The sequence below is a fragment of the Streptomyces griseoloalbus genome (genome assembly GCA_014650015.1).
In the GTDB taxonomy this organism is placed as follows: domain Bacteria; phylum Actinomycetota; class Actinomycetes; order Streptomycetales; family Streptomycetaceae; genus Streptomyces; species Streptomyces griseoloalbus.
Window position 1 is genome coordinate 188,778 of the sequence record BMUD01000011.1, and the last position, 26,157, is coordinate 214,934.

The window sequence follows — 26,157 nt, forward strand, 5'->3', positions numbered from 1 at the left end:
CTGCCGAGCCGCTGCCCGCCGAGCCGGTCCGGGCGGCCGAGGACTCCTACGAGGGCGGGCTGCGCAGAGTCGCCCGGGTCGTCCTGCTCGACCCGCGGGACCGCATCCTGCTGCTGCACGGCCATGAACCGGACGACCCGGCCGACGACTGGTGGTTCACGCCCGGCGGCGGCGTGGAGGGCGACGAGACCCGTGAACAGGCCGCCCTGCGGGAACTCGCGGAGGAGACCGGTATCACGCAGGTCGAACTGGGGCCGGTGCTGTGGCGGCGGAGGTGTTCCTTCCCGTTCGCCGGGCGCCGCTGGGACCAGGACGAGTGGTACTACCTCGCCCGGACCGCCCAGACGGCGACCGCGGCCACGGCACTGACCGAGCTGGAGCGGCGCAGTGTCGCAGGAGCGCGCTGGTGGACGTGCCCGGAACTCGCCCGGGCGCATGAGACGGTGTATCCGACCAGACTCGCCGAGCTGGTGCGCACTCTGCTCGACGAAGGTCCCCCGGCCGGACCCGTGACCCTGGACACCGAAATCGTCCAGTGACTCCCGGGGCTGGCGCACAATGGTGGGATCGCACGGCTGAAGGGGAACATGCCATGAGCGCCGAGGACCTCGAGAAGTACGAGACCGAGATGGAGCTCAAGCTCTACCGGGAGTACCGCGATGTCGTCGGTCTGTTCAAATACGTGATCGAAACCGAGCGGCGCTTCTATCTGACCAACGACTACGAGATGCAGGTGCACTCGGTCCAGGGTGAGGTGTTCTTCGAGGTGTCCATGGCGGACGCCTGGGTCTGGGACATGTACCGGCCGGCCCGGTTCGTGAAGCAGGTGCGCGTGCTCACGTTCAAGGACGTGAACATCGAGGAGCTCAACAAGAGCGACCTGGAGCTCCCGGGTGGGTGACCGGAGCCCACGTGTGGGTGACGGAGTTGTCCACAACCGCTGAGTTCCCCACCAAGATCCACTCCGCGGGGCGGGATGCGTGACGGTTGGCGCCGGAGGTGGTGCCGACATGAACACACATCGGGCACGCAGCGCACTCGGCAGGTACGGCGAGACACTGGCCGCACGGCGGCTCGCCGACGCCGGAATGACGGTGCTGGAGCGCAACTGGCGCTGCGGCAGGACCGGCGAGATCGACATCGTGGCCAGGGACGGGGACGCCCTGGTCGTCTGCGAGGTGAAGACGCGCAGGGCGGGGCCCTACCAGCACCCCATGGCGGCGGTCACGCCGGCCAAGGCCGACCGCCTGCGGAGCCTCGCGGAACGCTGGCTCCAGGAACACGGGGGAGCGCCACCCGGCGGTGTCCGCATCGACCTGGTCGGCGTGCTGCTGCCCGCCCGCGGCGCACCCGTCGTCGAGCATGTCCGAGGGGTGGCCTGACATGGGGTTCGCCCGTACGTGCTCGGTGGCGCTGGTGGGCGTCGAGGGCGTGGTCGTGGAGGTCCAGGCCGACCTCGAACCGGGGGTCGCGGCATTCACGCTGGTGGGGCTGCCGGACAAGAGCCTGACGGAGAGCAGGGACCGGGTCAGGGCTGCCGTGGTCAATTCCGGCGGGGAGTGGCCGCAGAAGAAACTCACCGTGGGGCTCAGCCCGGCCTCGGTGCCGAAGGCGGGCAGCGGATTCGACCTGGCGGTCGCCTGTGCGGTGCTCGGCGCCGCCGAGCGGATCGATCCGCGGGTGCTCGCCGACATCGTCATGATCGGAGAACTGGGGCTGGACGGCCGGGTGCGGCCGGTGCGCGGCATCCTGCCGGCGGTGCTGGCCGCGGCCGACGCGGGCTACGAGCAGGTGGTGGTGCCGGAGTGCGCCGCCGCAGAGGCGTCACTGGTGCCGGGCGTGTCCGTACTCGGCGTCCGGAGCCTGCGCCAGCTGATCGCGGTGCTCACCGACGAGCCCGTGCCCGAGGAGGAGGCCGAGGAGCAGGCGCGGCCCGACCCGCTGCTGGCCGGGCTGCGCGTCCCCGGCACCCAGGCGGCGACCGGGATGCACGGCGCCGGCGCGACACAGCACGACCAGGGCCATGACCTCGCCGACGTCGTGGGCCAGCTCTCGGCGCGGACGGCGGTGGAGGTGGCCGCGGCGGGCGGACACCACCTCTTCCTGGAGGGCCCGCCCGGAGCGGGCAAAACCATGCTCGCGGAGCGGCTGCCGTCGATCCTGCCGCCGCTGGACCGGCAGGCGTCGCTGGAGGTGACGGCCGTGCATTCGGTGGCGGGGCTGCTGCCGCCGGGCAAACCCCTGATCGACGTGGCTCCCTACTGTGCCCCGCACCACTCGGCCACGATGCAGGCACTCGTCGGTGGCGGCCCCGGGACGGCCCGGCCGGGAGCGGTGTCCCTCGCCCATCGGGGTGTCCTCTTTTTGGATGAAACGCCCGAGTTCAGCAGTCGGGCTCTGGACGCCCTGCGCCAGCCGCTGGAAGCCGGGCACGTGATCATCGCGCGCAGCGCCGGCGTCGTGCGCTTCCCGGCGCGATTCCTGATGGTGCTCGCCGCCAACCCCTGCCCGTGCGGGCGCTTCTCCCGGACGAACGACCAGTGCGAGTGCCCGCCCTCGGTGATCCGCCGGTACCAGGCGAGGCTGTCCGGTCCGCTGCTCGACCGGGTCGACCTGCGGGTCGAGGTCGACCGCGTCACCCGCACCGCACTCACGGCGAGCGGCGCCCGGGGCGAGGCCACCGCCACGGTCGCCCACCGGGTGCGGACGGCCCGGGAACGCGCCGCGGCCCGCCTCACCGGCACGCCGTGGCGCACCAACAGCGAGATCCCCGGACGGGAACTGCGCAGCCGCTGGCACGCCGCCCCCGGCGCCATGGACGACGCCGAACGGAACCTGGAGCGGGGAGTGCTCAGCGCACGGGGGCTCGACCGGGTGCTGCGGGTGGCCTGGACCGTCGCCGACCTGACCGGCCACGACCGGCCCGACGCCGGGGACGTCGCCCTCGCCCTGCAGTTGCGCACCGGCGTCCCGCGCGGTGTGCCGATGGCCATCGGAGCGATGGCATGAGCGCCGCGGCCGGACCCGAGGACGAGCTGCTGGGCCGGATCTTCCTCACCCGGGTCGTCGAGCCCGGTGACGAGGCCTGCGGGCGCTGGATCCGGGAGCTGGGCGTGGGCGCGGTGGTGCGGCGGTTACGGGAACGGGGCGAGCCGTTGCCGGGGGTGAGCGGCAAGCGGTGGGCCGGGCTGATCGCCCGGGCCGCCTCGGCCGAGCCGCGCAGGGATCTCGCCGTGGCGCGCGACGCCGGGGTGCGGTTCGTGTGTCCCGGAGCCGCCGAATGGCCCCGGCAGCTCGACGACCTGGGTGACGCGCGGCCCGTCGGGCTGTGGGTGCGCGGTCGTGCGGACCTGCGGATGTGGGCGCTGCGCTCGGTCGCCGTCGTCGGCGCCCGCGCCTGCACGGAGTACGGCGCGCACATGGCCGCCACCCTCGCGGCGGGCCTCGCCGAACGCGGCTGGATCGTGGTGTCCGGTGGTGCCTACGGGGTCGACGGCGCCGCCCACCGCGGCGCGCTCGGCTCGGGCGGCGCCACCGTAGCGGTCCTCGCCTGCGGGGTCGACCGGCCCTATCCGCGCGGACACACCGCGCTCATCGGCAGAATCGCGGAGCAGGGGCTGGTCGTCGGAGAGTTGCCGCCGGGCGACCACCCGACACCGAGCAGATTCATCCTCCGCAACCGGGTGATCGCCGCGCTCACCTGGGGCACCGTGGTCGTCGAGGCCGCCCACCGCAGCGGCTCCCTGGTGACCGCCAGGGCGGCCCGGCGTCTGGGGCGCCACACGATGGGAGTGCCGGGGCCGGCCACCAGTGGGCTCTCCGCCGGGGTGCACGAACTGCTGCGCCAGGACGCGGTCCTGGTCACCGATGCCGCCGAGGTCGTCGAACTGGTCGGCGACATGGGCGAGCTCGCGCCGGAACGCCGGGGGCCGGTGCTGCCCCGGGACCTGCTGGACCCGGCCGGCCGTCAGGTCCTCGCCGCGCTGCCGGCACGGGGGACGGTCCGGCCGGAGGAGGTCGCGCGCGCCGCGCAGACCACCGCGGACGACGCCGTCGCGAGACTGTACGAACTCCGAGCACTTGGTTACGTCGAACGACACGGCGACGGCTGGAAGTTGACGCGCCAGGCGATGATCTCGGTCCGCGACGGCTCCGGTCCTCGCTGACGGAGTGTGTTCGGCCGTCCGGGGGAACCCCGACACGCCCTGGAAAATACGCCAGTTGGGGTGTCCGGGTGATGACACAGAGCGACGGGTGTGTCCCGCCGGGACGGCGTCCGGAACGCATCCGCGCAGGGCCCCACCTCCCTTCTTCGCACACCGCGACGCCACAGTCACGCTACGCTCACGAGGATCCCGACACGGACAGGCAACTCGACATCGGACAGACAGCCATTCAGGCAGCACCAGTCCACGGCAGAACGGCACAAGGCGACGAATGCCCCAGCACACCTCCGGGTCCGACCGGGCGGCCACCCCCCCAGCCGCCCGCGACGGTGGCAGCGTGCGGCCGCCCGCTCCCTCGACGCTCGACGAGCTGTGGCGGTCGTACAAGGCGACGGGGGACGAACGGCTGCGGGAGCAGCTGATCCTGCACTACTCGCCGCTGGTCAAATACGTCGCCGGCCGGGTCAGCGTGGGGCTGCCGCCCAATGTCGACCAGGCGGACTTCGTCTCCTCCGGCGTCTTCGGGCTGATCGACGCGATCGAGAAGTTCGACGTCGACCGGGAGATCAAGTTCGAGACGTACGCGATCACCCGCATCCGGGGCGCGATGATCGACGAGCTGCGGGCGCTGGACTGGATCCCGCGCTCGGTACGGCAGAAGGCGCGCAACGTGGAGCGCGCCTACGCCACGCTGGAGGCGCGGCTGCGGCGCACGCCGTCGGAGAGCGAGGTCGCCCGCGAGATGGGCATCGCCGTGGACGAGCTGCACGCGGTTTTCAGCCAGTTGTCGCTGGCGAACGTCGTCGCCCTCGAGGAGCTGCTGCACGCCGGGGGGGAGGGCGGCGACCGGCTGAGCCTCATGGACACCCTGGAGGACACCGCCGCCGACAATCCGGTGGAGGTGGCCGAGGACCGGGAGCTGCGGCGGTTCCTGGCGCGGGCGATCAACACGCTGCCCGAGCGGGAGAAGACCGTCGTCACGCTCTACTACTACGAAGGGCTCACCCTCGCCGAGATCGGCAACGTGCTGGGCGTCACCGAGAGCCGGGTCAGCCAGATCCACACCAAGTCGGTGCTCCAGCTGCGCGGGAAACTGGCGAGTTTCGGCCGCTGAGCCCGGACGGCGGAGACCCGGTCGATCCCCTGGCCGCGGTGGGTGGGGCGTCCGTACAGTGGTCGGGTGCCAAGGATTCGAGCGGCCTCCGTGGCCGAGCACCGGTCGATGCAGCGAGCCGCCCTGCTGGACGCGGCACGCTCCCTGCTGTCCGAGGGCGGTACGGAGGCGCTGACCTTCCCGGCCCTCGCCGAGCGCACCGGCCTGGCGCGCTCGTCCGTGTACGAGTACTTCCGCTCGCGGGCGGCCGTGGTCGAGGAGCTGTGCGAGGCCGACTTCCCGGTCTGGGCGGCCGAGGTCGAGGCGGCGATGGCGGTCGCCGACGGGGGCGAGGCCAAGGTCGAGGCATATGTGCGCAAGCAGCTGGAACTGGTGGGGGACCGGCGGCACCGCGCCGTGGTCGCGATCTCCGCGAGTGAGCTCGATGCCGGTGCCCGGGAGAAGATCCGCGCGGCGCACGGCGGACTCGTCGCGTTGATCGTCGAGGCCCTGGGCGACCTCGGTCATGCCCAGCCCCGCCTCGCGGCCATGCTGCTCCAGGGTGTGGTCGACGCGGCCGTGCGCCGCATCGAGCTGGGAGCGGCGGAACATCCGGACGCCATCACCGAAGCGGCGGTCTCGATGGCCATCAGGGGCGTGAGGGGCTGACGGCCGGGGGCCGACAACCGCGGGCCCACCGGCCCGAGGCGACCCGGGCCCACCGGCCGGAGGCCGACCGCTCCAGCCGCGCCACGGTGTGCGCCCGCACGGGGTCGGGTCCGCGTGTGCCGCGGTGGGGGCGGGCCGGCGTGCGGGGCGCGCAGTGCTCATCGTGGCAGCAGGGCTCATCGTGGCAGCGGGACCCCCAGCACCGGGAGCAGTCTCGACGGACCGCGGTGCAGCAGCCAGGGAGGCAGCAGGGTGAGCGGGTCCAGGTAGACGTCGCCCTGCAGCAGACCCCAGTGCACGCACGGAATCGTGCAGTGGGAGCCCGTGGGTTCCACCGTGCCGACCACCTCGCCCGCCGTCACCTCCGCCCCCTCGGTGACCGACGCGCGGACCGGCTCGTAGGTCGTGCGCAACGGGGGATCACCCGTGCCCGTCAGCTCCACCGAGACGACGCCCCTTCCGGCCACCCGGCCCGCGAACGAGACACGACCGGCCGCCACCGCGCGTACCGGCGTCCCCGGTGCCGCGGTCAGGTCCACGCCCCGGTGCCCGCGCCCGTACGCCGTCTTCGGTGGTTCCCAGCCGCGCAGCACCCGCGGCCGTACTCCCACCGGCCACGCCCGCCCCACGGCCGGCGTCGCGCCGTCCTCGCCCGCCGGGGACACCGCCAGTAACCGCGCCGGCGGCGGGGCCAGCAGTGCCGCCAGGGTCAGGATCACCAGAAGGATCAGCCGGGCACAGGCCCTCACACATCGACTCACTCGCATGGCGAAAGCGTTCCGCAACGCCGTGACCACCGCCTGGGCCTGTGGACCACCACCCAGGTTGTGGACAACGGCGTCACCCGGCACCCCTCGGGTCCCGTACACTTCTGGTGGCGACCCGGGCCACCGGGTCGACTTCGCACGCCCCGACATCAGGCCCGGTCACGGCCGGAACCGGATGTCAGCGCCCCTCGGTCCTTCGTGGCAACGGCGCGTCGTGGGCGTCAGGCGCGGGAGCCGTCCGGCATCCGCGGCACAACCGAGAAATTCAAGGAGATACGGCCATGGCCGTCGTCACGATGCGGGAGCTGCTGGAGAGCGGCGTCCACTTCGGTCACCAGACCCGTCGTTGGAACCCGAAGATGAAGCGCTTCATCTTCACGGAGCGCAACGGCATCTACATCATCGACCTGCTCCAGTCGCTGTCGTACATCGACCGCGCCTACGAGTTCGTCAAGGAGACCGTCGCCCACGGCGGCACGGTCATGTTCGTCGGCACGAAGAAGCAGGCGCAGGAGGCCATCGCCGAGCAGGCCACCCGCGTCGGCATGCCCTACGTGAACCAGCGCTGGCTGGGCGGCATGCTCACCAACTTCTCGACCGTCTACAAGCGTCTGCAGCGCCTCAAGGAGCTCGAGCAGATCGACTTCGAGGACGTGGCCGCCTCCGGCCTCACCAAGAAGGAGCTGCTGGTCCTCTCCCGCGAGAAGGCCAAGCTGGAGAAGACCCTCGGCGGTATCCGCGAGATGCAGAAGGTGCCCAGCGCCGTCTGGATCGTGGACACCAAGAAGGAGCACATCGCGGTCGGCGAGGCCCGGAAGCTCAACATCCCGGTCGTCGCCATCCTCGACACCAACTGCGACCCCGACGAGGTCGACTACAAGATCCCGGGCAACGACGACGCGATCCGCTCCGTCACCCTGCTCACCCGCGTGATCGCCGACGCCGTCGCCGAGGGCCTCATCTCCCGCTCCGGTGTCGCCACCGAGGGCAAGGGCGAGAAGGCCGCGGGTGAGCCGCTGGCCGAGTGGGAGCGCGACCTGCTCGAGGGCGAGAAGAAGGCCGAGGAGGCTGCTCCGGCCGCCGCCGAGGGCGAGAAGCCGGCCGAGGCCCCCGCCGAGGAAGCCCCCGCCGAGGAGGCCCCCGCCGCCGAGGCCGAGAAGCCGGCCGAGGCTGCCCCGGCCGCCGAGGCCGAGCAGGCCTGACCCGTCAGAGCCGTTGACGGCGGGAGCGGTGACATGATCCCCATTGCCTGAAAGGCATGGGAGGTACCCCCATCGCTCCCGCCGTTCACCCGTAGGTCAGCGACGAGTCGGACACCTGCCCTCAGGTAGGTCCTGATCCGCAGACTCCGAACCTCCAGACTTCGAGAAAGATTCACAGACTCATGGCGAACTACACCGCCGCCGACGTCAAGAAGCTCCGGGAGCTCACCGGCGCCGGCATGATGGACTGCAAGAAGGCGCTGGACGAGGCCGAGGGCAACGTCGACAAGGCAGTCGAGGCGCTCCGCATCAAGGGCCAGAAGGGCGTCGCCAAGCGCGAGGGCCGCTCCGCCGAGAACGGCGCCGTGGTCTCGATCATCGCCGACGACAACTCCTCCGGTGTCCTCGTCGAGCTGAAGTGCGAGACGGACTTCGTCGCCAAGGGCGAGAAGTTCCAGGCCGTCGCCACGGCCATCGCCGAGCACGTCACCAAGACCTCCCCGGCCGACATCGAGGCCCTGCTCGCCTCCGAGATCGAGGCCGGCAAGACGGTCCAGGCGTTCGTGGACGAGGCCAACGCCAACCTGGGCGAGAAGATCGTCCTCGACCGCTTCGCGCAGTTCGGCGACGGTTACGTGACGGCGTACATGCACCGCACGATGCCCGACCTGCCCCCGCAGATCGGTGTGCTCGTCGAGCTCGACAAGCCGAACGCCGAGGTCGCCAAGGGCGTCGCCCAGCACATCGCCGCCTTCGCGCCGAAGTACCTCTCCAAGGAGGACGTGCCGGCCGAGGTCGTCGAGTCCGAGCGCCGTGTCGCCGAGGAGACCACCCGCGCCGAGGGCAAGCCCGAGGCCGCCCTGCCGAAGATCGTCGAGGGTCGCCTCAACGGCTTCTTCAAGGACGCCACGCTGCTCGGCCAGCCCTACGCGCTGGACAACAAGAAGTCCGTCCAGAAGGTCCTGGACGAGGCCGGTGTCACCCTGAAGCGCTTCACGCGCATCAAGGTCGGCATCTGAGTCCGTACCGCGACGGACGCGCGACCCCGATAGGGTCGACAGCAGTCGTTCGGATACGCGTCCACGCGACGGCGCGTATGCGGCGACAGCAGATCTGACGAGGAGGCCATTGCCGCATGGGATGCGAAACACGCCCCACCGGCAATGGCCTTCTTCGTATGTGCAACACGTGAAAGAGGCGGGATCCCCGATGACCACCAAGGCTGAGAAGAGCGACGACGGCAACGTACGCGGCCGGTTTCTGCTGAAGCTGTCCGGAGAGGCCTTCTCCGGTGGCGGGGGCCTGGGCGTCGACCCCGACGTGGTGCACGCCATCGCACGCGAGATCGCGGCCGTCGTACGGGACGGCGCGCAGATCGCGATCGTCATCGGCGGCGGCAACTTCTTCCGCGGGGCGGAACTCCAGGTACGCGGCATGGACCGGGCACGCTCGGACTACATGGGCATGCTCGGCACGGTGATGAACTGCCTCGCCCTCCAGGACTTCCTGGAGAAGGAGGGCGTCGACTGCCGCGTGCAGACCGCCATCACCATGGGCCAGGTCGCCGAGCCCTACATCCCGCTGCGCGCCGTGCGGCACTTGGAGAAGGGCCGCGTGGTCATCTTCGGCGCCGGTATGGGCATGCCGTACTTCTCCACCGACACCACCGCCGCCCAGCGCGCCCTGGAGATCGACGCCGAGGCGCTGCTCATGGGCAAGAACGGCGTGGACGGGGTCTACGACTCGGACCCGAAGACCAACCCGGACGCCGTGAAGTTCGACGCGCTCGGCTACGGCGAGGTCATCACCCGGGACCTGAAGGTCGCCGACGCCACGGCCGTCACGCTCTGCCGTGACAACAGCCTTCCGATCGTCGTCTTCGAACTCCTGAAGGAGGGCAATATCGCCCGTGCCGTCAAGGGTGAGAAGATCGGCACGCTTGTGGGTGACCAAGCCGGCCGCGACTGACCGGGGGATGGACAATGTCCTGCCGGTCGGGAACCGTGCAGGAAGAAGACGCGACGCAGCCGGCCGCCGCCCCGACAGGGAACAGCAGCCGGGCCTACTCAAGACACGCAGGAGCAAGTGGTGATCGAAGAGACCCTCCTCGAGGCCGAGGAGAAGATGGAGAAGGCCGTCGTGGTCGCCAAGGAGGACTTCGCCGCGATCCGCACCGGCCGTGCGCACCCGGCGATGTTCAACAAGATCGTGGCCGACTACTACGGCGCGCCGACGCCGATCAACCAGCTGGCCTCGTTCTCCGTGCCCGAGCCGCGCATGGCCGTGGTGACTCCGTTCGACAAGAGCGCGCTGCGCAACATCGAGCAGGCGATCCGCGACTCCGACCTGGGCGTCAACCCGAGCAACGACGGCAACATCATCCGGGTGGTGTTCCCCGAGCTGACCGAGGAGCGCCGCCGCGACTACATCAAGGTGGCCAAGGGCAAGGGTGAGGACGCCAAGGTCTCCATCCGCTCCGTGCGCCGCAAGGCGAAGGACGCCATCGACAAGCTGATCAAGGACGGCGAGGTCGGCGAGGACGAGGGCCGCCGTGCGGAGAAGGAGCTCGACGACACCACGGCGAAGTACGTCGCCCAGGTGGACGAGCTCCTGAAGCACAAGGAAGCTGAGCTGCTCGAGGTCTGATGAACGACTCTTCCTGGGGGGCGCCGCAGACCGGGTACTGGGGGCCGTCCGACCACGGGCCCGGCCGGGGGGCTGCCCCGGCGGGTCCCGCGTACGATGCGCACTACGCGCAGCAGACTCGCCCCATGCCCATCGTGCCCGACGTGCCCGAACACGGCGGTGACCAGGAGGTGGACCGAGGGGCCGCTCGGCTGAGCGGCCCTTTGTTCCGAGACGAGCCGACGCGGGCCCGACCCCTGCCGGGGGAGGTGCCGCAGAATCCGGAGCCCATGCCCCACGCCCCGCAGCCGGCACCCGCGCCGCAGAAGAAGAGCGCGGGGCGCGACCTCGGCGCCGCGATAGGCGTCGGCGTCGCACTCGGCGCGGTGATCGTCGCGTCGCTGTTCGTCGTCAAGGCCGTCTTCGTCGGTGTGGTCGCCGTCGCCGTCGTGGTGGGCCTGTGGGAACTGACCAAGCGGCTGGAGGAGCGCAAGGGCATCAAGGCGCCCCTCGCGCCGCTCGCGCTCGGCGGTGCGGCCATGGTCGTCGCCGGGTACGCCCGGGGGGCCGAGGGCGCGTGGGTCGCCATGGCGCTCACCGCGCTGGCGGTGCTGGCGTGGCGGATGACGGCGCCCCCGGAGGGCTACCTCAAGGACGTCACGGCGGGTCTCTTCGCGGCGTTCTACGTACCGTTCCTGGCCACCTTCGTCGCCCTGATGCTGACGGCCGACGACGGCGCGTGGCGGGTCCTGACCTTCCTGGTGCTGACCGTCGTGAGCGACACCGGTGCCTACGCCGTCGGCTGGCGCTTCGGCCGGCACAAGCTCGCCCCGCGGATCAGCCCGGGCAAGACCCGCGAGGGCCTGATGGGCGCGGTGGCGTTCGCGATGGCGGCGGGCGCGCTGTGCATGCAGTTCCTGATCGACGGCGGCAGCTGGTGGCAGGGTCTGCTGCTGGGCCTCGCGGTCGCCGCCAGCGCCACGCTCGGCGACCTGGGCGAGTCCATGATCAAGCGTGACCTCGGCATCAAGGACATGGGCACCCTCCTGCCGGGGCACGGCGGCATCATGGACCGCCTGGACTCCCTGCTCCCGACGGCACCGGTGGTGTGGCTGCTGCTGGTGATCTTCGTCGGATCGGGTTGACGTACCCACGTGGTCGCGTCGGGCCCCCGTCCCCTCAGGGCGGGGGCCCGACGGCTGTTCGATCGGGGCACCCCCGCGGATCTGCGACACTGGTACAGCCATGCCTAAGCCCGGAGAACTCACTTTCGTCGCGCCGCGCGGAGCCAAGAAGCCGCCGCGGCACCTTGCCGATCTCACGCCCGCCGAGCGCAAGGAGGCGGTCGCAGCGGCCGGTGAGAAGCCGTTCCGTGCCAAGCAGCTCTCGCAGCACTACTTCGCCCGGTACGCGCACGATCCGGAGCAGTGGACCGACATCCCCGCCGGCTCCCGCGGCAAGCTGCAGGAGGCGCTGCTTCCCGAGCTGATGACGGTCGTCCGGCATCTGTCGACCGACCAGGGCACCACGCGCAAGACGCTGTGGAAGCTGTTCGACGGCACGCTCGTCGAGTCCGTGCTCATGCGCTACCCGGACCGGGTGACCATGTGCATCAGCTCCCAGGCGGGCTGCGGCATGAACTGCCCGTTCTGCGCGACCGGGCAGGCCGGTCTCGACCGGAACCTGTCCACGGCGGAGATCGTGCACCAGATCGTGGACGGCATGCGGGCCCTCAGGGACGGCGAGGTGCCGGGCGGCCCCGCACGGCTGAGCAACATCGTGTTCATGGGGATGGGCGAGCCGCTCGCCAACTACAACCGGGTCGTGGGCGCCATCCGACGCCTCACCGATCCCGAGCCGGACGGGCTCGGGCTGTCGCAGCGCGGGATCACGGTGTCCACGGTGGGTCTCGTCCCGGCGATCCACCGGTTCTCCGACGAGGGCTTCAAGTGCCGCCTCGCCATCTCGCTGCACGCCCCCGACGACGAACTGCGCGACACCCTCGTCCCCGTGAACACACGGTGGAAGGTGCGGGAGGTCCTCGACTCCGGGTTCGAGTACGCGGCCAGGTCCGGGCGGCGCCTGTCCATCGAATACGCCCTGATCCGGGACATCAACGACCAGGCGTGGCGCGGAGACCGCCTCGGGCGGCTACTCAAGGGCCGACCGGTGCACGTCAACCTCATCCCGCTCAACCCGACGCCCGGCTCAAAGTGGACCGCCTCCCGGCCCGAGGACGAGAAGGCGTTCGTCGAGGCGATCGCCGCGCACGGTGTGCCGGTGACGATCCGGGACACCCGTGGACAGGAGATCGACGGGGCGTGTGGTCAGCTCGCCGCGAGCGAGCGGTAGTCTGACTGCGTCAGTACACCGTCATACGGCACTACATCCGCAAGACATCTTCATTCCGACAGGGGAGCGCCACAGCGCTGAGAGTGCGGCACCGGCCGCAGACCCTCCGAACCTCGCCCAGGTCATTCTGGGTAGGGAGATCGGTCATCACTCGAGCTGTTGCGCCCTGCCCGGGACACCCGCGAGGGGTCCCGGGCAGGGCCGCGTCTCTTCCTGGTCACTCCAGGAGGAATCCGATGGGCATCACCAAGAAGGTCACCGTCCTGGCCGTCGGGCTGGGGCTGGTCACACTGTCCGCGTGCGGGTCGTCCGACGGCGACGACCAGGGCGGCGGCGGGTCGAAGACCGTGACCATGGTCAGCCACAACTCGTGGGCCGCGTCCAAGGACGTCATCGCCGCCTTCGAGAAGCAGTCCGGCTACCAGGTCAAGGTCCTCGAGGACGGTGACGCCGGACAGGCCGTGAACAAGGCCATCCTGACCAAGGACAACCCCCAGGGCGACGTCTTCTTCGGCGTCGACAACACCCTGCTGTCCCGCGCCCTCGACAACGGGCTGTTCCAGCCCTACGAGGCGAAGGACTACGACCTCGTCCTCCCCGAGTTCCGCGTCGACGAGGACAAGCACCGGGTCACCCCCGTCGACACGGGTGACATCTGCGTCAACTACGACAAGGAATGGTTCGGCGAGCACGACCTGACCCCGCCCAAGACCTTCGACGACCTGATCGAGCCCGAGTACAAGAACCTCCTCGTCACGGAGAACGCCTCCACCTCCTCGCCCGGTCTCGGCTTCCTGCTCGGCACCGCCGCGAAGTACGGAGACGACGGCTGGGCGGACTACTGGAAGAAGCTCAAGGCCAACGGCGTGAAGGTGGTCGACGGCTGGGAGCAGGCCTACAACGAGGAGTTCTCCGGCTCCGCCGGCGGCAAGCAGGCCAAGGCCGACCGGCCGCTGGTGGTGTCCTACGCCTCCTCGCCGCCCGCCGAGGTGATCTACGCCGACCCGAAGCCCGAGACCGCGCCCACCGGCGTCGCCGAGGGCACCTGCTTCCGGCAGGTCGAGTACGCCGGGCTGCTGAGCAACGCGAAGAACCCCGAGGGCGGCAAGGCGCTGCTCGACTTCCTGCTCGGGAAGCGGTTCCAGGACGACATGCCGCTCAACATGTTCGTCTACCCGGTGCGCGAGGCGGCCCAGGTGCCTCAGGAGTTCGCGAAGTTCGGGCCGCGGGCGAAGGACCCGGAGACCATGGACCCGGCGAAGATCGCCGCCAACCGTGACCAGTGGGTCAAGTCGTGGACCTCTCTCGTACTGAAGTGACGCGAGCCTCGGCAGCACGGCGCGGGAGCGCGGCGCGGCTCGGCCTGATGGCCGTGCCCGTCGCGTTCTTCGCCGTCTTCTTCGCCTATCCCGTCGCCGCGATCGTCGCGCGCGGACTGAAGGCCGACGGGACCTGGCACCTCGGGCGGATCGGGGACGTACTGGCGCAGTCCGACGTCCGGCAGGTCCTGTGGTTCACCACCTGGCAGGCCTTCGTCTCCACCGCCCTCACCCTGCTGATCGCCCTGCCCGGCGCCTACGTGTTCGCCCGCTTCGCCTTCCCGGGCAAGCAGGTGCTGCGGGCCATGGTCACGGTGCCGTTCGTGCTGCCGACGGTCGTGGTCGGTACGGCGTTCATGGCGCTCGTGGGGCGCGGCGGACTCCTCGACGAGCTGTGGGGCGTGCGGCTGGACACCACCGTGTGGGCGATCCTGCTCGCGCACGTCTTCTTCAACTACGCCGTGGTGGTACGGACCGTGGGCGGGCTCTGGTCCCAGCTCGACCCGCGGCAGGAGGAGGCCGCGCGGATGCTCGGCGCCTCCCGGTTCGCGGCCTGGCGGACGGTCACCCTGCCCGCGCTCGCGCCGGCCGTGGCCGCCGCCGCGCTGATGGTCTTCCTGTTCACCTTCACGTCCTTCGGTGTGGTGCAGATTCTGGGCGGACCCACCTTCTCCACCCTCGAGGTGGAGATCTACCGGCAGACCTCCGAGATCTTCGACCTGTCCACGGCCGCCGTCCTGACGATGATCCAGTTCGTCGCCGTGGGCGCGATCCTCGCCCTGCACGCCTGGACCGTACGGCGGCGGGAGACCGCGCTGCGGCTGGTGGACGCCTCCGTGACCGCGCGCCGGCCGCGCGGGGCCGGGCAGTGGGCGCTGCTGGCCGCGGTCGTGGCCACCGTCGCCGTACTGCTCCTGCTGCCGCTCGCGGTGCTGGCGGAACGGTCCTTCTCCGGCGCCGGCCTCGGCTACTACCGGGCGCTGACCCGGGAGGACGGGGGAGTGTTCCTCGTGCCGCCGATCGAGGCGGTCGGCAACTCGCTGCAGTACGCCGTCGCCGCCACCGCCATCGCCGTGCTGATCGGCTCCCTCGCCTCCGTCGCGCTGACCCGGCGGGACGCGGGCCGGCTGGTGCGCGGGTTCGACGCGCTGCTGATGCTGCCGCTCGGGGTGTCCGCGGTGACCGTCGGCTTCGGCTTCCTGATCGCCCTCGACGAGCCACCGCTGGACCTGAGGGCCTCCTGGATCCTGGTCCCGCTCGCGCAGGCGCTGGTCGGTGTGCCCTTCGTCGTACGGACCATGCTGCCGGTGCTGCGGGCCGTGGACGCGCGGCTGCGGGAGGCCGCGGCCGTGCTGGGGGCGTCGCCGTGGCGGGCGTGGCGGGAGGTGGACCTGCCGATGGTGCGGCGGGCGCTGCTGATCGCGGCGGGGTTCGCCTTCGCGGTGTCGCTGGGGGAGTTCGGCGCGACCGTGTTCATCGCACGGCCGGACAATCCGACGCTGCCGGTGGCCGTGGCGCGGCTGCTGGGACGGCCCGGGGACCTCAACTACGGCCAGGCGATGGCCCTGTCGACGATTCTGATGATCGTGTGCGCGGTGGCGCTGCTCTTCCTGGAGCGGCTGCGGACCGACCGGACCGGGGAGTTCTAGATGCTGCTGAGCCTGGAGGCCGCGACCGTCCGCTTCGGTGGACGGCCGGTGCTGGACGCCGTCGACCTGGGGGTCGCCGAACACGAGATCGTGTGTGTGCTGGGGCCCAGCGGCAGCGGCAAGTCCACCCTGCTGCGGGCGGTGGCCGGGCTGCAGCACCTGGACTCCGGGCGGATCCTGCTCGACGGACGCGACCAGGCGGGCGTGCCCGCGCACCGGCGCGGGGTGGGGCTGATGTTCCAGGACCACCAGCTCTTCCCCCAGCGGGACGTGGGCAAGAACGTTGCCTTCGGGCTGCGCATGCAGGGCGCTTCACGGGGGGAACAGGCCGAGCGCGTACGGGAGTTGCTCGACCTCGTGGGACTGCCGGGGGCGGTCGGACGGGCCGTCGCCGCGCTGTCCGGCGGTGAGCAGCAGCGCGTGGCGCTGGCCCGTGCCCTCGCGCCGAGTCCCCGTCTGCTGATGCTGGACGAACCGCTCGGCCAGCTCGACCGCTCGCTCCGGGAACGCCTCGTCGTCGAACTGCGCGAACTGTTCGGCCGGCTGGGCACCACCGTGCTCGCCGTGACCCATGACCAGGGCGAGGCGTTCGCGCTGGCCGACCGGGTGGTGGTGATGCGGGACGGTCGGATCGCCCAGTCCGGCACCCCGCTGGAGGTGTGGCAGCGACCGGCCGACGCCTTCGTGGCGCGCTTCCTCGGCTTCGAGAACGTGGTCGAGGCGACGGTCGGGGACGGGGTCGCCGTGACGCCGTGGGGCAAGGTGCCCGTGCCCGAAGACGCCCCGCGGGGCACGCGGACGCTTCTCGTCCGCCCCGCCGGTGTCCGCCTGGTCCCGGCCGACGAGGGCCTGCGCTGCACGGTGACCGCCCGTATCTTCCGGGGCACCCATGTGGCGGTCCGCCTCCAGCCCGAGGACGCGCCCCGCCTGGAGGCGGCCTGCGGGCTCAGGGCCGCTCCGGAGGTCGGGGACGAGGTCGGTGTGGAGTTCGACGCGGCGGACATCGCCGTGCTGGGGTGAGCGCCCACTGCCCGGGGTGGGCGGCATGACACGGGCGACGGCCGGCCGAGGGGCACGGAGAGCGGAAGTGGCCCGCCCCCGGACGGGGACGGGCCACCACGGTGTGCCTCGGGCGTCAGCGCTCGCTGTTCGCCCCTCGGCGGCGCATGCCGAAGAAGACCGCGCCACCGCCGGCCACGACCAGGGCGGCCGCGATACCGGCGATGAGACCGGTGTTGGAGTTGGCGCCGGTCTCGGCGAGGTTCGACTCACCGGCCGGGGACGGCGCGTTGCTCGGGGCGTCCGCCGGAGCGGTGCTCTCGCTCTCCGTCGCCGACGGGGTCGGCGTGCCGGGCTCCTCGGCCGGGACCGAGGGCGTCTCCGACGGAGTGCTGGGCGTCGGAGTCGGGGTCTCCTCCTCCGCCGTCTTGCAGGCCGTCGCCGGCGTGGTCAGGTTCGGCTTGATGTCCTCGTCGACGTAGGGCTTCGCCTCGACGTGGATGCGGTACTGGGCGTTCGGCTTCCAGTCCTCCTCGAAGGTGATGGTGGTGCCCTCACGGGAGCCCTTGACCACCTGCTCGCCGATCTTCTTCTCATCGGCGCCGTTGTTCTCCAGGAACACGGTGATGGTGGCGGGGACGCCGGCCGGGTCCACGTCGGTGACGGTGATGACGCCCTTGTCACCGACGCACTTGGCCTCGGCCGAGAACTCGTTGATGTTGCAGGCCGCCGCGTTGCCGGCGGCACCGAGCGCGAGCGCGGCGGACGCGGAGACGACACCGAGGGCGCGCACGGTGCGCGCGACGGTACGGCGCGAGGCCGTGCGGGGGAATACGGACAGAACTGCCACGTTTGTCCTTTACGGAAAGCGCGAATGCGGGGGGTTGAGGGGGTGTTGACGGATCATCAGCACCCCCACGAGGCTCTCAGGTTTATAAGCGTCGCATAAGTAGTGTCAACGCATATGCCGATCGCAGGCCCTGGCTTTGCCTTCTTATTAACCGCCCAGACGTTTCAGCGCCTCCGGGGCCTCCTCGATCCGGTCCACCAAGGCGATCCGCGCCTCCATCGAGCGCTCCCGGGCGAGCGAGCGCAGCAGCGGCCAGGCCGGCAGCTTCTCCGTCCAGTGGGCCCGGTTCACCAGCACCATGGGCGTGGGCTCGCCCCGCGACTCGTAGTAGTTCGGCGTCGCGTTGTCGAAGATCTCCTGGACGGTGCCGGCGGCGCCCGGCAGGAACACCACGCCCGCGGTGCAGCGGGCCAGCAGGCCGTCCTCGCGGGTGGCGTTGGCGAAGTACTTCGCGATGTGGGAGGCGAAGGCGTTCGGCGGCTCGTGGCCGTAGAACCAGGTGGGGATGCCGATCGAGTGGTTGCCCTTCGGCCAGCGGGTGCGCACCTCGAAGGCGGCGCGCGCCCAGTCGGTGATCGACGGCGTGAACGCCGGTGCGGCGGCGAGGAGTCGGCAGGCCTCGTCCAGCATCGCCTCGTCGTACGGGGCGGCGTAGGCACCGAGGTTCGCCGCCTCCATCGCGCCCGGGCCACCGCCGGTCGCGACCGTGAAACCGGCGTGGGTCAGCGCCCTTCCGAGCCGGGCGGCGCCCCGGAACTCCTCGGTGCCGCGGGCCATCGCGTGACCGCCCATGACCCCCACCACCCGCGCCCCGCGCAGGAGTTCGTCGAGGGCGTCGGACATCGAGTCGTCGTGGACCGCGCGCAGCATGGAGGCGAAGATGTCGCCGTCGGCCTTGGTCCGCTGGAACCAGGCGTGGGCCAGCGCGTCGGGAGTGGCCTCGTAGCCCTTGTCGAGCGAGGCGAACAGGTCGCCGGGCGCGTAGAGGTGCCCGCGGTACGGGTCGAAGGGGAGGCCCGGGACGGGCGGGAGGACCAGGGCGCCGTCGGCGCGGAGCTTCTCCGCCGCGTCCGGACGCATCCGGCAGCCGAGGAAGACCGCCTCGGAGGTGTCGGTGGTGAGCAACTCCCGTGTCCGGTCCGTCAGATCGACGGACTGGACACGGAATCCGGAGAGCGTGCCGCGGGCCGAGACGATCGCGTCGAACTCCTCGAGCGTCTCTATCTCGCGGTCCCCGTGATGGACGGCATAGGCGGGACTCGTCTGCACCCGCCCATGCTAGGGGGTGACCCCTGGGCCCGATGGACTCTCAGCCCTCGACCGCGGCCGCGTCCATCCACACGACCTCCCAGGTGTGGCCGTCGAGGTCGTCGAAGGCGCGGCCGTACATGAAGCCGTGGTCCTGCGTCTCACCGGAGACCGAGCCGCCCGCCGCCACTGCCTTCTCGACCAGCTCGTCGACCTTCTCGCGGCTCTCGGCGCTCAGCGCCAGCATCACTTCGCTGCTCTTCGTGGCGTCCACGATCTCCTTCTTCGTGAACTCCGCGTACTTCTGCCGGGTCAGCAGCATCGCGAAGATCGTGTCACTGATCACCACGGACGCGGCGGTCTCGTCGCTGAACTGCTCGTTGATCGAGTAGCCGATCTCGGTGAAGAACTTCTTCGAGGCGTCGAGGTCGTTGACGGCCAGGTTCACGAAGATCATCTGCTGGTACATGGCGGGGTTCTCCCATTCGGTCCATCGAGTTCGTGGGGGTAGACCGGGGGCCCGCGCGGAACTCATCGGCCCGCGGAGATTTTTTTCGCACCGATTTTCGTACCGGTCTCAGCGGGTCGTACCGGTCTCAGAGCGTGTACCGGCCTCAGAGACCGCCAAGGGCGTACCGGCCTCAGCGGGCCAGTGGCCAGGCCGACAGCTCGGCCACGACCAGGGTCAGCGGCCCGAACAGCGCGAGGAGCGCACCCGCGCGGAGCGCGGCCGCCCTGCGCAGCGTGGCCGTGGGCGCCCCGAGGCGCCGCAGCGCGGCGGTGGTGCCGGCGCGGGCCTGCCTGGCCTCGACGGCGGCCGTCAGCAGGGTCGCCACCGTGCAGCCGGCCACCAGCAGCACCCCGAGCGTGACGAGCGGACCGGAGGAGGCGTCCTGGCCGTCCTGCAGCGAGGCCATCGCGTACGCGGCCGACATCACGGCGCAGACCACGCCCAGCGGACGGCCGATGCGGGCGGCCTCCGCCATGAGGATCCGCCCGGCCAGCAGCCGCAGGGCACCCGGGCGGACCGTCTGGATCAGCCTGCCGCACAGATGGGTCAGACCGGGACCGGCCAGGGCGAGCCCGACGGCGGTCAGGGGCAGCCCGAGCAGCGCGGCCGGCCGGCCGCCCGCCGCGCCCCCGGCGCCCGTACGGCTCGCGAGGGCCTCCACGGCCAGCCCCACCGCCAGTACCGCGATGCCCCAGGGAAGCCCGGACGGCTGCGTGTGCGCGGCGGAGGGCGGGGCTCCGGCGACGTCCTCCGGCCCGGTCTCCGGCCCGGTCTCCGGCCCGGGCCCGGTCTCGGACCCCGTTTCGAGCACGTCCGCCGCGCCCTCCCGGTCCGGCGCCGGGACGACCGTGCGCCGGCCGCGCGCCGCCGCCCCCGACTGCTTGCCGAACCGTCCGTACGCCCCGAAGGACTCCCGTACCGCCGTGCGCCGGTACGCGCCGAACCGGCCGTACGACCGTGCCCCGCGGGCCGCGCCGGTCACCGGTTCGCGCGGCCGGAGCGCCACCGCGACCGCCGCCGACGCGCTCAGCGGCACCAGGGCCAGCAGGGTCAGGGCCGCCGGGAGCGGCAGCGGCCGGCCGGCGGCAAGGAAGTCCGTCGCGGCACCGTCGAAGGGCATGCCGGTCAGGTCGCCGCGCAGATGGAGGAAGACGAGCAGCGCCAGCGTCGAGCCCAGCGTGCAGGACAGGGCCGTGGTGGCCGCCGAGATCGCCATGAGGCGGGCGGGACCGAGACCGACCGCCGACAGACCGGGCCGCGGCCGGGTGCCCGGATCGGTGCGGGCGACCGCGATCGCGAAGTACACCGTGGCCGCCAGCGGGGCCGCGCACCAGGCCAGCCGGAGCGTCGAGGAGGCGGGTGTGTCCGGGTGGCCCAGGGCGTGGCCGAGGGCGCACAGCAGCAGGAAGCCCGTGCCCGCCGACGCGGCCGCGACCAGGAGACGGCGCAGTTGGACGGCCGGATGGGCGCTTCGGGTCAGACGGAGAGCGAGCACGCCGCCCGGCCTTCCGTCTCGGCCGTCCCGGAGACCGGCGGCAGGTGCACGGTGCGCACCCGCCGCCCGTCGAGCAGCGACACGGTGCGGTCGGCGAGGGCGGCGGTCTGCGTGTCGTGGGTGGCGAGGACCACGGTGATGCCGTGCGACCGGGCCGCGGTGGTGAGCGTACGCAGGACGTGGGCGCGGTCGACACGGTGCAGCGGGGCGGTCGGCTCGTCGGCGAAGAGCACCGAGGGCGCCGGGGCGAGGGCGCGGGCGATGCACACCCGCTGCCGCTCCGCCTGCGCCAGCTCCCCGGGGTGCTTGCGGGCCTTGTCCCCGATGTCGAGGCGCTCCAGCCACTCCAGGGCCGCCGTCTTGGCGCGGCGGCGCCCGGTGCCGCGCAGCATCAGCGGCAGGGCGGCGTTCTCCCAGACGTTCAGCTCGGGGACGAGCTCCGGCGCCGGGCCGACCCAGCCGAACCGGTCCCGGCGCAGCCGCTCGCGGGCGACGGGGCCCATGGTGTGCACGGGCACGCTGTTGAACCAGACCTCGCCGCTGCGGGCGGGCAGCAGGCCGAAAAGGCAGCGCAGCAGGGTCGTTTTGCCGCTGCCGCGCGGGCCGCCGACGGCGAGGATCTCGCCCTCCCGGACGCCGAGCGAGACCCCGCTCAGCCCGGGTGAGCCGTCGTCGTACCGGAAGTGCAGGGCACGTGCCCAGAGCACGTCGTTGTCCGGTGGGGCCACCATGGCGTACACCTCGGTTCGGATCGGAAATGCCGTGCGCGATTCGTGATTCCCCCGTCCGGGGGAACGAAGGCAGGGCCGATCGGTCACTGGCACGCTAGGCAGGCGGTGGCGCCGTACCGGACAGCACGCGGCCCCGGGCCGCCGTTTCTCACTCGAACGGGCGGCACCGAGGACGGTGTTGATCATCCAGACGGAAGATCGGGAACCCGGATGGCCGAGGGGTCCTCACAGCCTGGTCCATGCCTCCGACAGCGTCGCGCGCAGGATCTGCTCGATCTCGTCGAACGTCTCCTGGTCGGAGATCAGCGGCGGGGCGAGCTGGACGACCGGGTCGCCGCGGTCGTCGGCGCGGCAGTACAGGCCGTTCTCGAAGAGCTTCTTCGACAGGAAGCCGTACAGGACCCGCTCGGTCTCGTCCGCGTCGAAGGACTCCTTGGTGTTCTTGTCCTTGACGAGCTCGATGCCGTAGAAGAAGCCGTTGCCGCGGACGTCGCCGACGATCGGCAGGTCGTGCAGCTTCTCCAGGGTCGCGCGGAAGGCGCCCTCGTTGTCCAGTACGTGCTGGTTCAGGCCCTCGCGCGCGAACAGGTCGAGGTTGGCGATGCCCACCGCGGCCGACACGGGGTGACCGCCGAAGGTGTAGCCGTGCAGGAAGGTGTTGTCGCCCTCGTAGAACGGCTCGGCGAGGCGGTCGGAGATGACGCAGGCGCCGATGGGGGAGTAGCCGGAGGTCATGCCCTTGGCACAGGTGATCATGTCCGGGACGTAGCCGAACTTGTCGCAGGCGAACGTGGTGCCGAGCCGGCCGAAGGCGCAGATGACCTCGTCGGAGACGAGCAGCACGTCGTACTGGTCGCAGATCTCGCGCACCCGCTGGAAGTAGCCGGGCGGGGGCGGGAAGCAGCCGCCGGCGTTCTGCACCGGCTCCAGGAAGACGGCCGCGACCGTGTCCGGGCCCTCGAAGAGGATCTGCTGCTCGATCTGGTCGGCGGCCCAGCGGCCGAACGCCTCCGGGTCGTCGCCGTGGATCGGCGCCCGGTAGATGTTGGTGTTCGGCACCTTGTGGGCGCCCGGCACCAGCGGCTCGAAGGGGGCCTTCAAGGCCGGCAGTCCGGTGATGGACAGGGCGCCCTGCGGGGTGCCGTGGTAGGCCACCGCGCGGGAGATGACCTTGTACTTGGTCGGCTTGCCGGTCAGCTTGAAGTACTGCTTGGCGAGCTTCCAGGCGGTCTCGACCGCCTCGCCGCCGCCGGTGGTGAAGAAGACCTTGTTCAGATCGCCCGGCGCCTCGTCGGCGAGCCGCTCCGCCAGCTCCACGGCCTTGGGGTGGGCGTAGGACCACACCGGGAAGAAGGCCAGCTCCTGCGCCTGCTTGAAGGCGGTCTCCGCGAGTTCCGTACGGCCGTGCCCCGCCTGGACCACGAACAGGCCCGCGAGGCCGTCGAGGTAGCGCTTGCCCCTGTCGTCGAAGATGTGGGTGCCCTCGCCCCGGACGATGGTGGGGACGGGGGAGCTGGCGTACGAGGACATGCGGGTGAAGTGCATCCACAAGTGGTCGTACGCGGACTTGCTGAGGTCCTTGGGGTCGGTGCTCACGATTATCGGGTTCCCCACATGTAGGTCTGCTTCTTGAGCTTGAGGTAGACGAAGCTCTCGGTGGAGCGCACTCCGGGCACGGCCCGGATGCGTTTGTTGATGACCTCCAGAAGGTGGTCGTCGTCCTCGCAGACGATCTCGACCATCAGGTCGAAGGAGCCCGCGGTCATCACCACGTACTCGCATTCGGTCATGGCGGTCAGCGCGTCGGCCACGGACTCGACGTCGCCCTCGACGTTGACCCCGACCATCGCCTGGCGGCGGAAGCCCACGGTGAGCGGGTCCGTGACGGCGACGATCTGCATCACGCCCTGGTCGAGCAGCTTCTGGACGCGCTGGCGCACGGCCGCCTCCGACAGGCCGACGGCCTTGCCGATCGCGGCGTACGGCCGGCGGCCGTCCTCCTGGAGCTGCTCGATGATGGCGAGGGAGACGGCGTCCAACTGGGGACCGCCGCCGTTCTTGGACTCGCGGGAGTCCTTCGGGTCTGCGCTTCGACTGGCCACGGGGTCACTGTGCACGACGTATCGACAGTTCTGCAAGGCTCGATTGATGAAATTCGTTGTCTGTGGTGCTTCTGCTTGCGGATTTCGCAGGAGCGGGGCGGGTGGGGGTGTTGAAAACGTCAGCTGTCGGTCTAGGGTGGGTGTCTCAGAGGTTGGACACCTCGACACCTCTCGACACCCCTAGAGACCTCGGACACACCCACAAGGAACACCAGGAGGGCCTGCAGTGAGCACCGAGCTGCGTCGTCTGCGCAACTACATCGGCGGGGAGTTCCGGGACGCCGCCGACGGACGGACCACCGAGGTGGTCAACCCCGCGACGGGCGAGGCGTACGCGACCGCTCCGCTGTCCGGGCAGGCGGATGTGGACGCCGCGATGGCGGCCGCCGCCGAGGCGTTTCCCGGCTGGCGCGACACCACCCCGGCCGAGCGGCAGAAGGCACTGCTGAGGATCGCGGACGCCTTCGAGGAGCGCGCCGAGGAACTCATCGCGGCCGAGGTGGAGAACACGGGCAAGCCGGTCGGGCTGACCCGCACCGAGGAGATTCCGCCGATGGTGGACCAGATCCGCTTCTTCGCGGGTGCGGCGCGGATGCTCGAGGGCCGCTCGGCCGGCGAGTACATGGAGGGCCTGACCTCCATCGTGCGCCGCGAGCCGGTCGGCGTCTGCGCGCAGGTCGCCCCCTGGAACTACCCGATGATGATGGCCGTGTGGAAGTTCGCCCCGGCGATCGCCGCGGGCAACACGGTCGTCCTGAAGCCCTCGGACACCACCCCGGCCTCCACGGTCCTGATCGCCGAGATCCTCGGCTCGATCCTGCCCAGGGGCGTCTTCAACGTCCTCTGCGGCGACCGCGACACCGGGCGTCTGATGGTCGAGCACCCCACCCCGGCGATGGCGTCCATCACCGGTTCGGTGCGCGCCGGCATGTCGGTCGCCGAGTCCGCGTCCAAGGACCTCAAGAGGGTCCACCTGGAGCTGGGCGGCAAGGCCCCGGTCGTGGTCTTCGAGGACACCGACATCCCCAAGGCCGTCGCGGGCATCTCGGAGGCGGGCTTCTTCAACGCCGGCCAGGACTGCACGGCCGCCACGCGCGTCCTCGTCCACGAGTCGATCCACGACGAGTTCGTCTCCGCGCTGGCCAAGGCCGCCGCCGACACCAAGACCGGTATGCCGGACGACGAGGACGTCCTGTTCGGTCCGCTCAACAACCCCAACCAGCTCAAGCAGGTCGAGGGCTTCATCGAGCGGCTGCCCGCGCACGCGCGCGTGGAGGCGGGCGGCAAGCGCGTCGGCGAGCAGGGCTTCTTCTACGCCCCCACCGTCGTCTCGGGCCTCAACCAGGACGACGAGATCATCCAGAAGGAGGTCTTCGGCCCGGTCATCACCGTCCAGCGCTTCACCGACGAGGACCAGGCCGTCGAGTACGCCAACGGCGTCGAGTACGCGCTGGCCTCCTCGGTGTGGACGAAGGACCACTCCCGCGCGATGCGCATGTCCAAGAGGCTCGACTTCGGCTGCGTGTGGATCAACACCCACATCCCGCTGGTCGCGGAGATGCCGCACGGCGGCTTCAAGAAGTCCGGCTACGGCAAGGACCTCTCGGCGTACGGCTTCGACGACTACACGCGCGTCAAGCACGTGATGACGTCGCTCGACGGCTGAGCGGCACGGCAGGAAGGCCACACGTCGGCCCCGGACGGTGAACCACCGTCCGGGGCCGACGCGTTCCCCGGTCCGGATCCGTTTTTGAACATGTTCAATTCCGGGCGTACGCTGCTGCCATGAGCGACAGAGCCGCCCTTCTGAAGGGCATTCGCGCCTGGCTGGTCTTCTTCGTCGTCTGCCTGGTGCTCAGCGGCGCCACGGCCTTCCCCCTGGTCCACGAACTGCGCTGGACCGAGGACCTGCTCCGGTCGCTGTCCGTGCCGGAACACCTCCCCGCCCTCATGGACTGGATCGAGCGCGTACGGGACGGACTCGACAGCGCCGACGCCGACTACCCGTTCCTCCTCTACGGCACCGACTGGCTCGCCTTCGCCCACCTGGTGATCGCGGTCGCCTTCTACGGCCCCTACCGCGACCCGGTCCGCAACATCTGGGTCGTCGAGTTCGGCATGATCGCCTGCGCCGGCATCATCCCGCTCGCCCTGATCTGCGGCCCGATCCGCGGCATCCCCTTCTGGTGGACCGTCATCGACATGGCCTTCGGGGTGTTCGGCGTGATCCCGCTGTACGTCGTGCGCACGAGGATCAAGCGGCTGGAGGCGCTCACGGAGAACGCCGGTGGCCGCCCCGTCCCAGTGCCGCGGTGAGGGTGTTCAGGTGGTCGGTGACCGGGCCCGGGGACAGCAGTCCGCTGCCGGCCGCCTCCGCGG

General features: G+C 71.0%; 26 protein-coding genes. 18 read left to right on the forward strand and 8 right to left on the reverse strand.

Annotated features, from left to right (window positions below; all coding sequences use genetic code 11):
- The first annotated feature begins 11 nt into the window (after positions 1-11).
- From IE178_RS18820 to IE178_RS18850, 7 genes are all read left to right on the forward strand, one after another.
- The gene (locus IE178_RS18820) at positions 12-539 is read left to right on the forward strand and encodes an NUDIX hydrolase (protein WP_184764240.1); all 528 of its coding nucleotides are present in this window, start codon (positions 12-14) and stop codon (positions 537-539) included.
- 53 nt (positions 540-592) lie between these two features.
- Positions 593-901: a DUF2469 domain-containing protein gene (locus IE178_RS18825; RefSeq protein ID WP_003965949.1), complete on the forward strand. Its 309-nt coding sequence runs from the start codon at positions 593-595 to the stop codon at positions 899-901.
- Between the two features lie 79 nt (positions 902-980).
- A complete protein-coding gene (locus tag IE178_RS18830) occupies positions 981-1,382 on the forward strand; it encodes a YraN family protein (RefSeq protein ID WP_193513110.1) in 402 nt (133 codons plus the stop codon).
- 1 nt (position 1,383) lies between these two features.
- On the forward strand, positions 1,384-3,009 hold the full coding sequence (locus IE178_RS18835) for a YifB family Mg chelatase-like AAA ATPase (RefSeq protein ID WP_184764147.1): 1,626 nt from the start codon (positions 1,384-1,386) through the stop codon (positions 3,007-3,009).
- Positions 3,006-4,166 (forward strand): DNA-processing protein DprA, encoded by a 1,161-nt coding sequence (gene dprA, locus IE178_RS18840; RefSeq protein WP_193513111.1) that lies wholly within the window; start codon positions 3,006-3,008, stop codon positions 4,164-4,166. Before IE178_RS18835 ends, dprA begins: the two co-directional genes overlap by 4 nt.
- Before the next feature lie 271 nt (positions 4,167-4,437).
- On the forward strand, positions 4,438-5,280 hold the full coding sequence (gene whiG, locus IE178_RS18845; protein ID WP_184764149.1) for an RNA polymerase sigma factor WhiG: 843 nt from the start codon (positions 4,438-4,440) through the stop codon (positions 5,278-5,280).
- A gap of 90 nt (positions 5,281-5,370) precedes the next feature.
- Positions 5,371-5,928, forward strand: coding sequence for a TetR/AcrR family transcriptional regulator (locus IE178_RS18850; RefSeq protein WP_184764241.1), 558 nt, complete (start codon positions 5,371-5,373; stop codon positions 5,926-5,928).
- 176 nt (positions 5,929-6,104) lie between these two features.
- Here the strand turns inward: IE178_RS18850 and IE178_RS18855 are convergent, their stop codons facing one another.
- A complete protein-coding gene (locus tag IE178_RS18855; RefSeq protein WP_438874391.1) occupies positions 6,105-6,677 on the reverse strand; it encodes a murein hydrolase activator EnvC family protein in 573 nt (190 codons plus the stop codon).
- 299 nt (positions 6,678-6,976) lie between these two features.
- Here IE178_RS18855 and rpsB point away from each other — a divergent pair, with 299 nt between their 5' ends.
- From rpsB to IE178_RS18900, 9 genes are all read left to right on the forward strand, one after another.
- A complete protein-coding gene (gene rpsB, locus IE178_RS18860) occupies positions 6,977-7,897 on the forward strand; it encodes a 30S ribosomal protein S2 (protein ID WP_184764151.1) in 921 nt (306 codons plus the stop codon).
- Between the two features lie 182 nt (positions 7,898-8,079).
- Positions 8,080-8,916: a translation elongation factor Ts gene (tsf, locus tag IE178_RS18865; protein ID WP_184764152.1), complete on the forward strand. Its 837-nt coding sequence runs from the start codon at positions 8,080-8,082 to the stop codon at positions 8,914-8,916.
- A 190-nt stretch (positions 8,917-9,106) separates the two neighbouring features.
- Positions 9,107-9,865, forward strand: coding sequence for a UMP kinase (gene pyrH, locus IE178_RS18870; protein ID WP_184764153.1), 759 nt, complete (start codon positions 9,107-9,109; stop codon positions 9,863-9,865).
- A 120-nt stretch (positions 9,866-9,985) separates the two neighbouring features.
- Positions 9,986-10,543: a ribosome recycling factor gene (gene frr / locus IE178_RS18875; protein ID WP_145867003.1), complete on the forward strand. Its 558-nt coding sequence runs from the start codon at positions 9,986-9,988 to the stop codon at positions 10,541-10,543.
- Positions 10,543-11,667 (forward strand): phosphatidate cytidylyltransferase, encoded by a 1,125-nt coding sequence (locus tag IE178_RS18880; RefSeq protein ID WP_184764154.1) that lies wholly within the window; start codon positions 10,543-10,545, stop codon positions 11,665-11,667. The genes frr and IE178_RS18880 overlap by 1 nt, the downstream gene beginning before the upstream one ends.
- Positions 11,668-11,767: 100 nt before the next feature.
- Complete coding sequence (gene rlmN, locus IE178_RS18885) at positions 11,768-12,874, forward strand: dual-specificity RNA methyltransferase RlmN (protein WP_193513113.1); 1,107 nt, start codon at positions 11,768-11,770, stop codon at positions 12,872-12,874.
- A 236-nt stretch (positions 12,875-13,110) separates the two neighbouring features.
- Positions 13,111-14,193, forward strand: a complete 1,083-nt coding sequence (locus IE178_RS18890; protein WP_193513114.1) for a thiamine ABC transporter substrate-binding protein — start codon at positions 13,111-13,113, stop codon at positions 14,191-14,193.
- Positions 14,194-14,240: 47 nt separating this feature from the next.
- Entirely contained in the window at positions 14,241-15,842 is a 1,602-nt protein-coding gene (locus IE178_RS18895) for an ABC transporter permease (RefSeq protein ID WP_318280126.1), read from the forward strand.
- Complete coding sequence (locus tag IE178_RS18900; RefSeq protein WP_193513116.1) at positions 15,843-16,862, forward strand: ABC transporter ATP-binding protein; 1,020 nt, start codon at positions 15,843-15,845, stop codon at positions 16,860-16,862.
- A gap of 115 nt (positions 16,863-16,977) precedes the next feature.
- Here the strand turns inward: IE178_RS18900 and IE178_RS18905 are convergent, their stop codons facing one another.
- The 7 genes from IE178_RS18905 to IE178_RS18935 form a co-directional block, all read right to left on the reverse strand.
- Positions 16,978-17,691 (reverse strand): LAETG motif-containing sortase-dependent surface protein, encoded by a 714-nt coding sequence (locus IE178_RS18905; RefSeq protein ID WP_184764159.1) that lies wholly within the window; start codon positions 17,689-17,691, stop codon positions 16,978-16,980.
- 147 nt (positions 17,692-17,838) lie between these two features.
- On the reverse strand, positions 17,839-18,960 hold the full coding sequence (locus IE178_RS18910; protein ID WP_193513117.1) for an LOG family protein: 1,122 nt from the start codon (positions 18,958-18,960) through the stop codon (positions 17,839-17,841).
- A 40-nt stretch (positions 18,961-19,000) separates the two neighbouring features.
- Positions 19,001-19,408, reverse strand: coding sequence for a VOC family protein (locus IE178_RS18915; RefSeq protein ID WP_184764161.1), 408 nt, complete (start codon positions 19,406-19,408; stop codon positions 19,001-19,003).
- Positions 19,409-19,580: 172 nt separating this feature from the next.
- Positions 19,581-20,945: a hypothetical protein gene (locus IE178_RS18920; RefSeq protein WP_193513118.1), complete on the reverse strand. Its 1,365-nt coding sequence runs from the start codon at positions 20,943-20,945 to the stop codon at positions 19,581-19,583.
- On the reverse strand, positions 20,927-21,676 hold the full coding sequence (locus IE178_RS18925) for an ABC transporter ATP-binding protein (protein WP_184764163.1): 750 nt from the start codon (positions 21,674-21,676) through the stop codon (positions 20,927-20,929). The genes IE178_RS18920 and IE178_RS18925 overlap by 19 nt, the downstream gene beginning before the upstream one ends.
- A gap of 225 nt (positions 21,677-21,901) precedes the next feature.
- Positions 21,902-23,272: an aspartate aminotransferase family protein gene (locus IE178_RS18930; RefSeq protein WP_193513119.1), complete on the reverse strand. Its 1,371-nt coding sequence runs from the start codon at positions 23,270-23,272 to the stop codon at positions 21,902-21,904.
- 2 nt (positions 23,273-23,274) lie between these two features.
- On the reverse strand, positions 23,275-23,793 hold the full coding sequence (locus tag IE178_RS18935) for an Lrp/AsnC family transcriptional regulator (protein WP_184764165.1): 519 nt from the start codon (positions 23,791-23,793) through the stop codon (positions 23,275-23,277).
- Positions 23,794-24,004: 211 nt separating this feature from the next.
- Here IE178_RS18935 and IE178_RS18940 point away from each other — a divergent pair, with 211 nt between their 5' ends.
- On the forward strand, positions 24,005-25,444 hold the full coding sequence (locus tag IE178_RS18940; protein WP_193513120.1) for a gamma-aminobutyraldehyde dehydrogenase: 1,440 nt from the start codon (positions 24,005-24,007) through the stop codon (positions 25,442-25,444).
- A gap of 119 nt (positions 25,445-25,563) precedes the next feature.
- Positions 25,564-26,094, forward strand: coding sequence for a hypothetical protein (locus tag IE178_RS18945; RefSeq protein WP_193513121.1), 531 nt, complete (start codon positions 25,564-25,566; stop codon positions 26,092-26,094).
- Positions 26,095-26,157 lie beyond the last annotated feature (63 nt).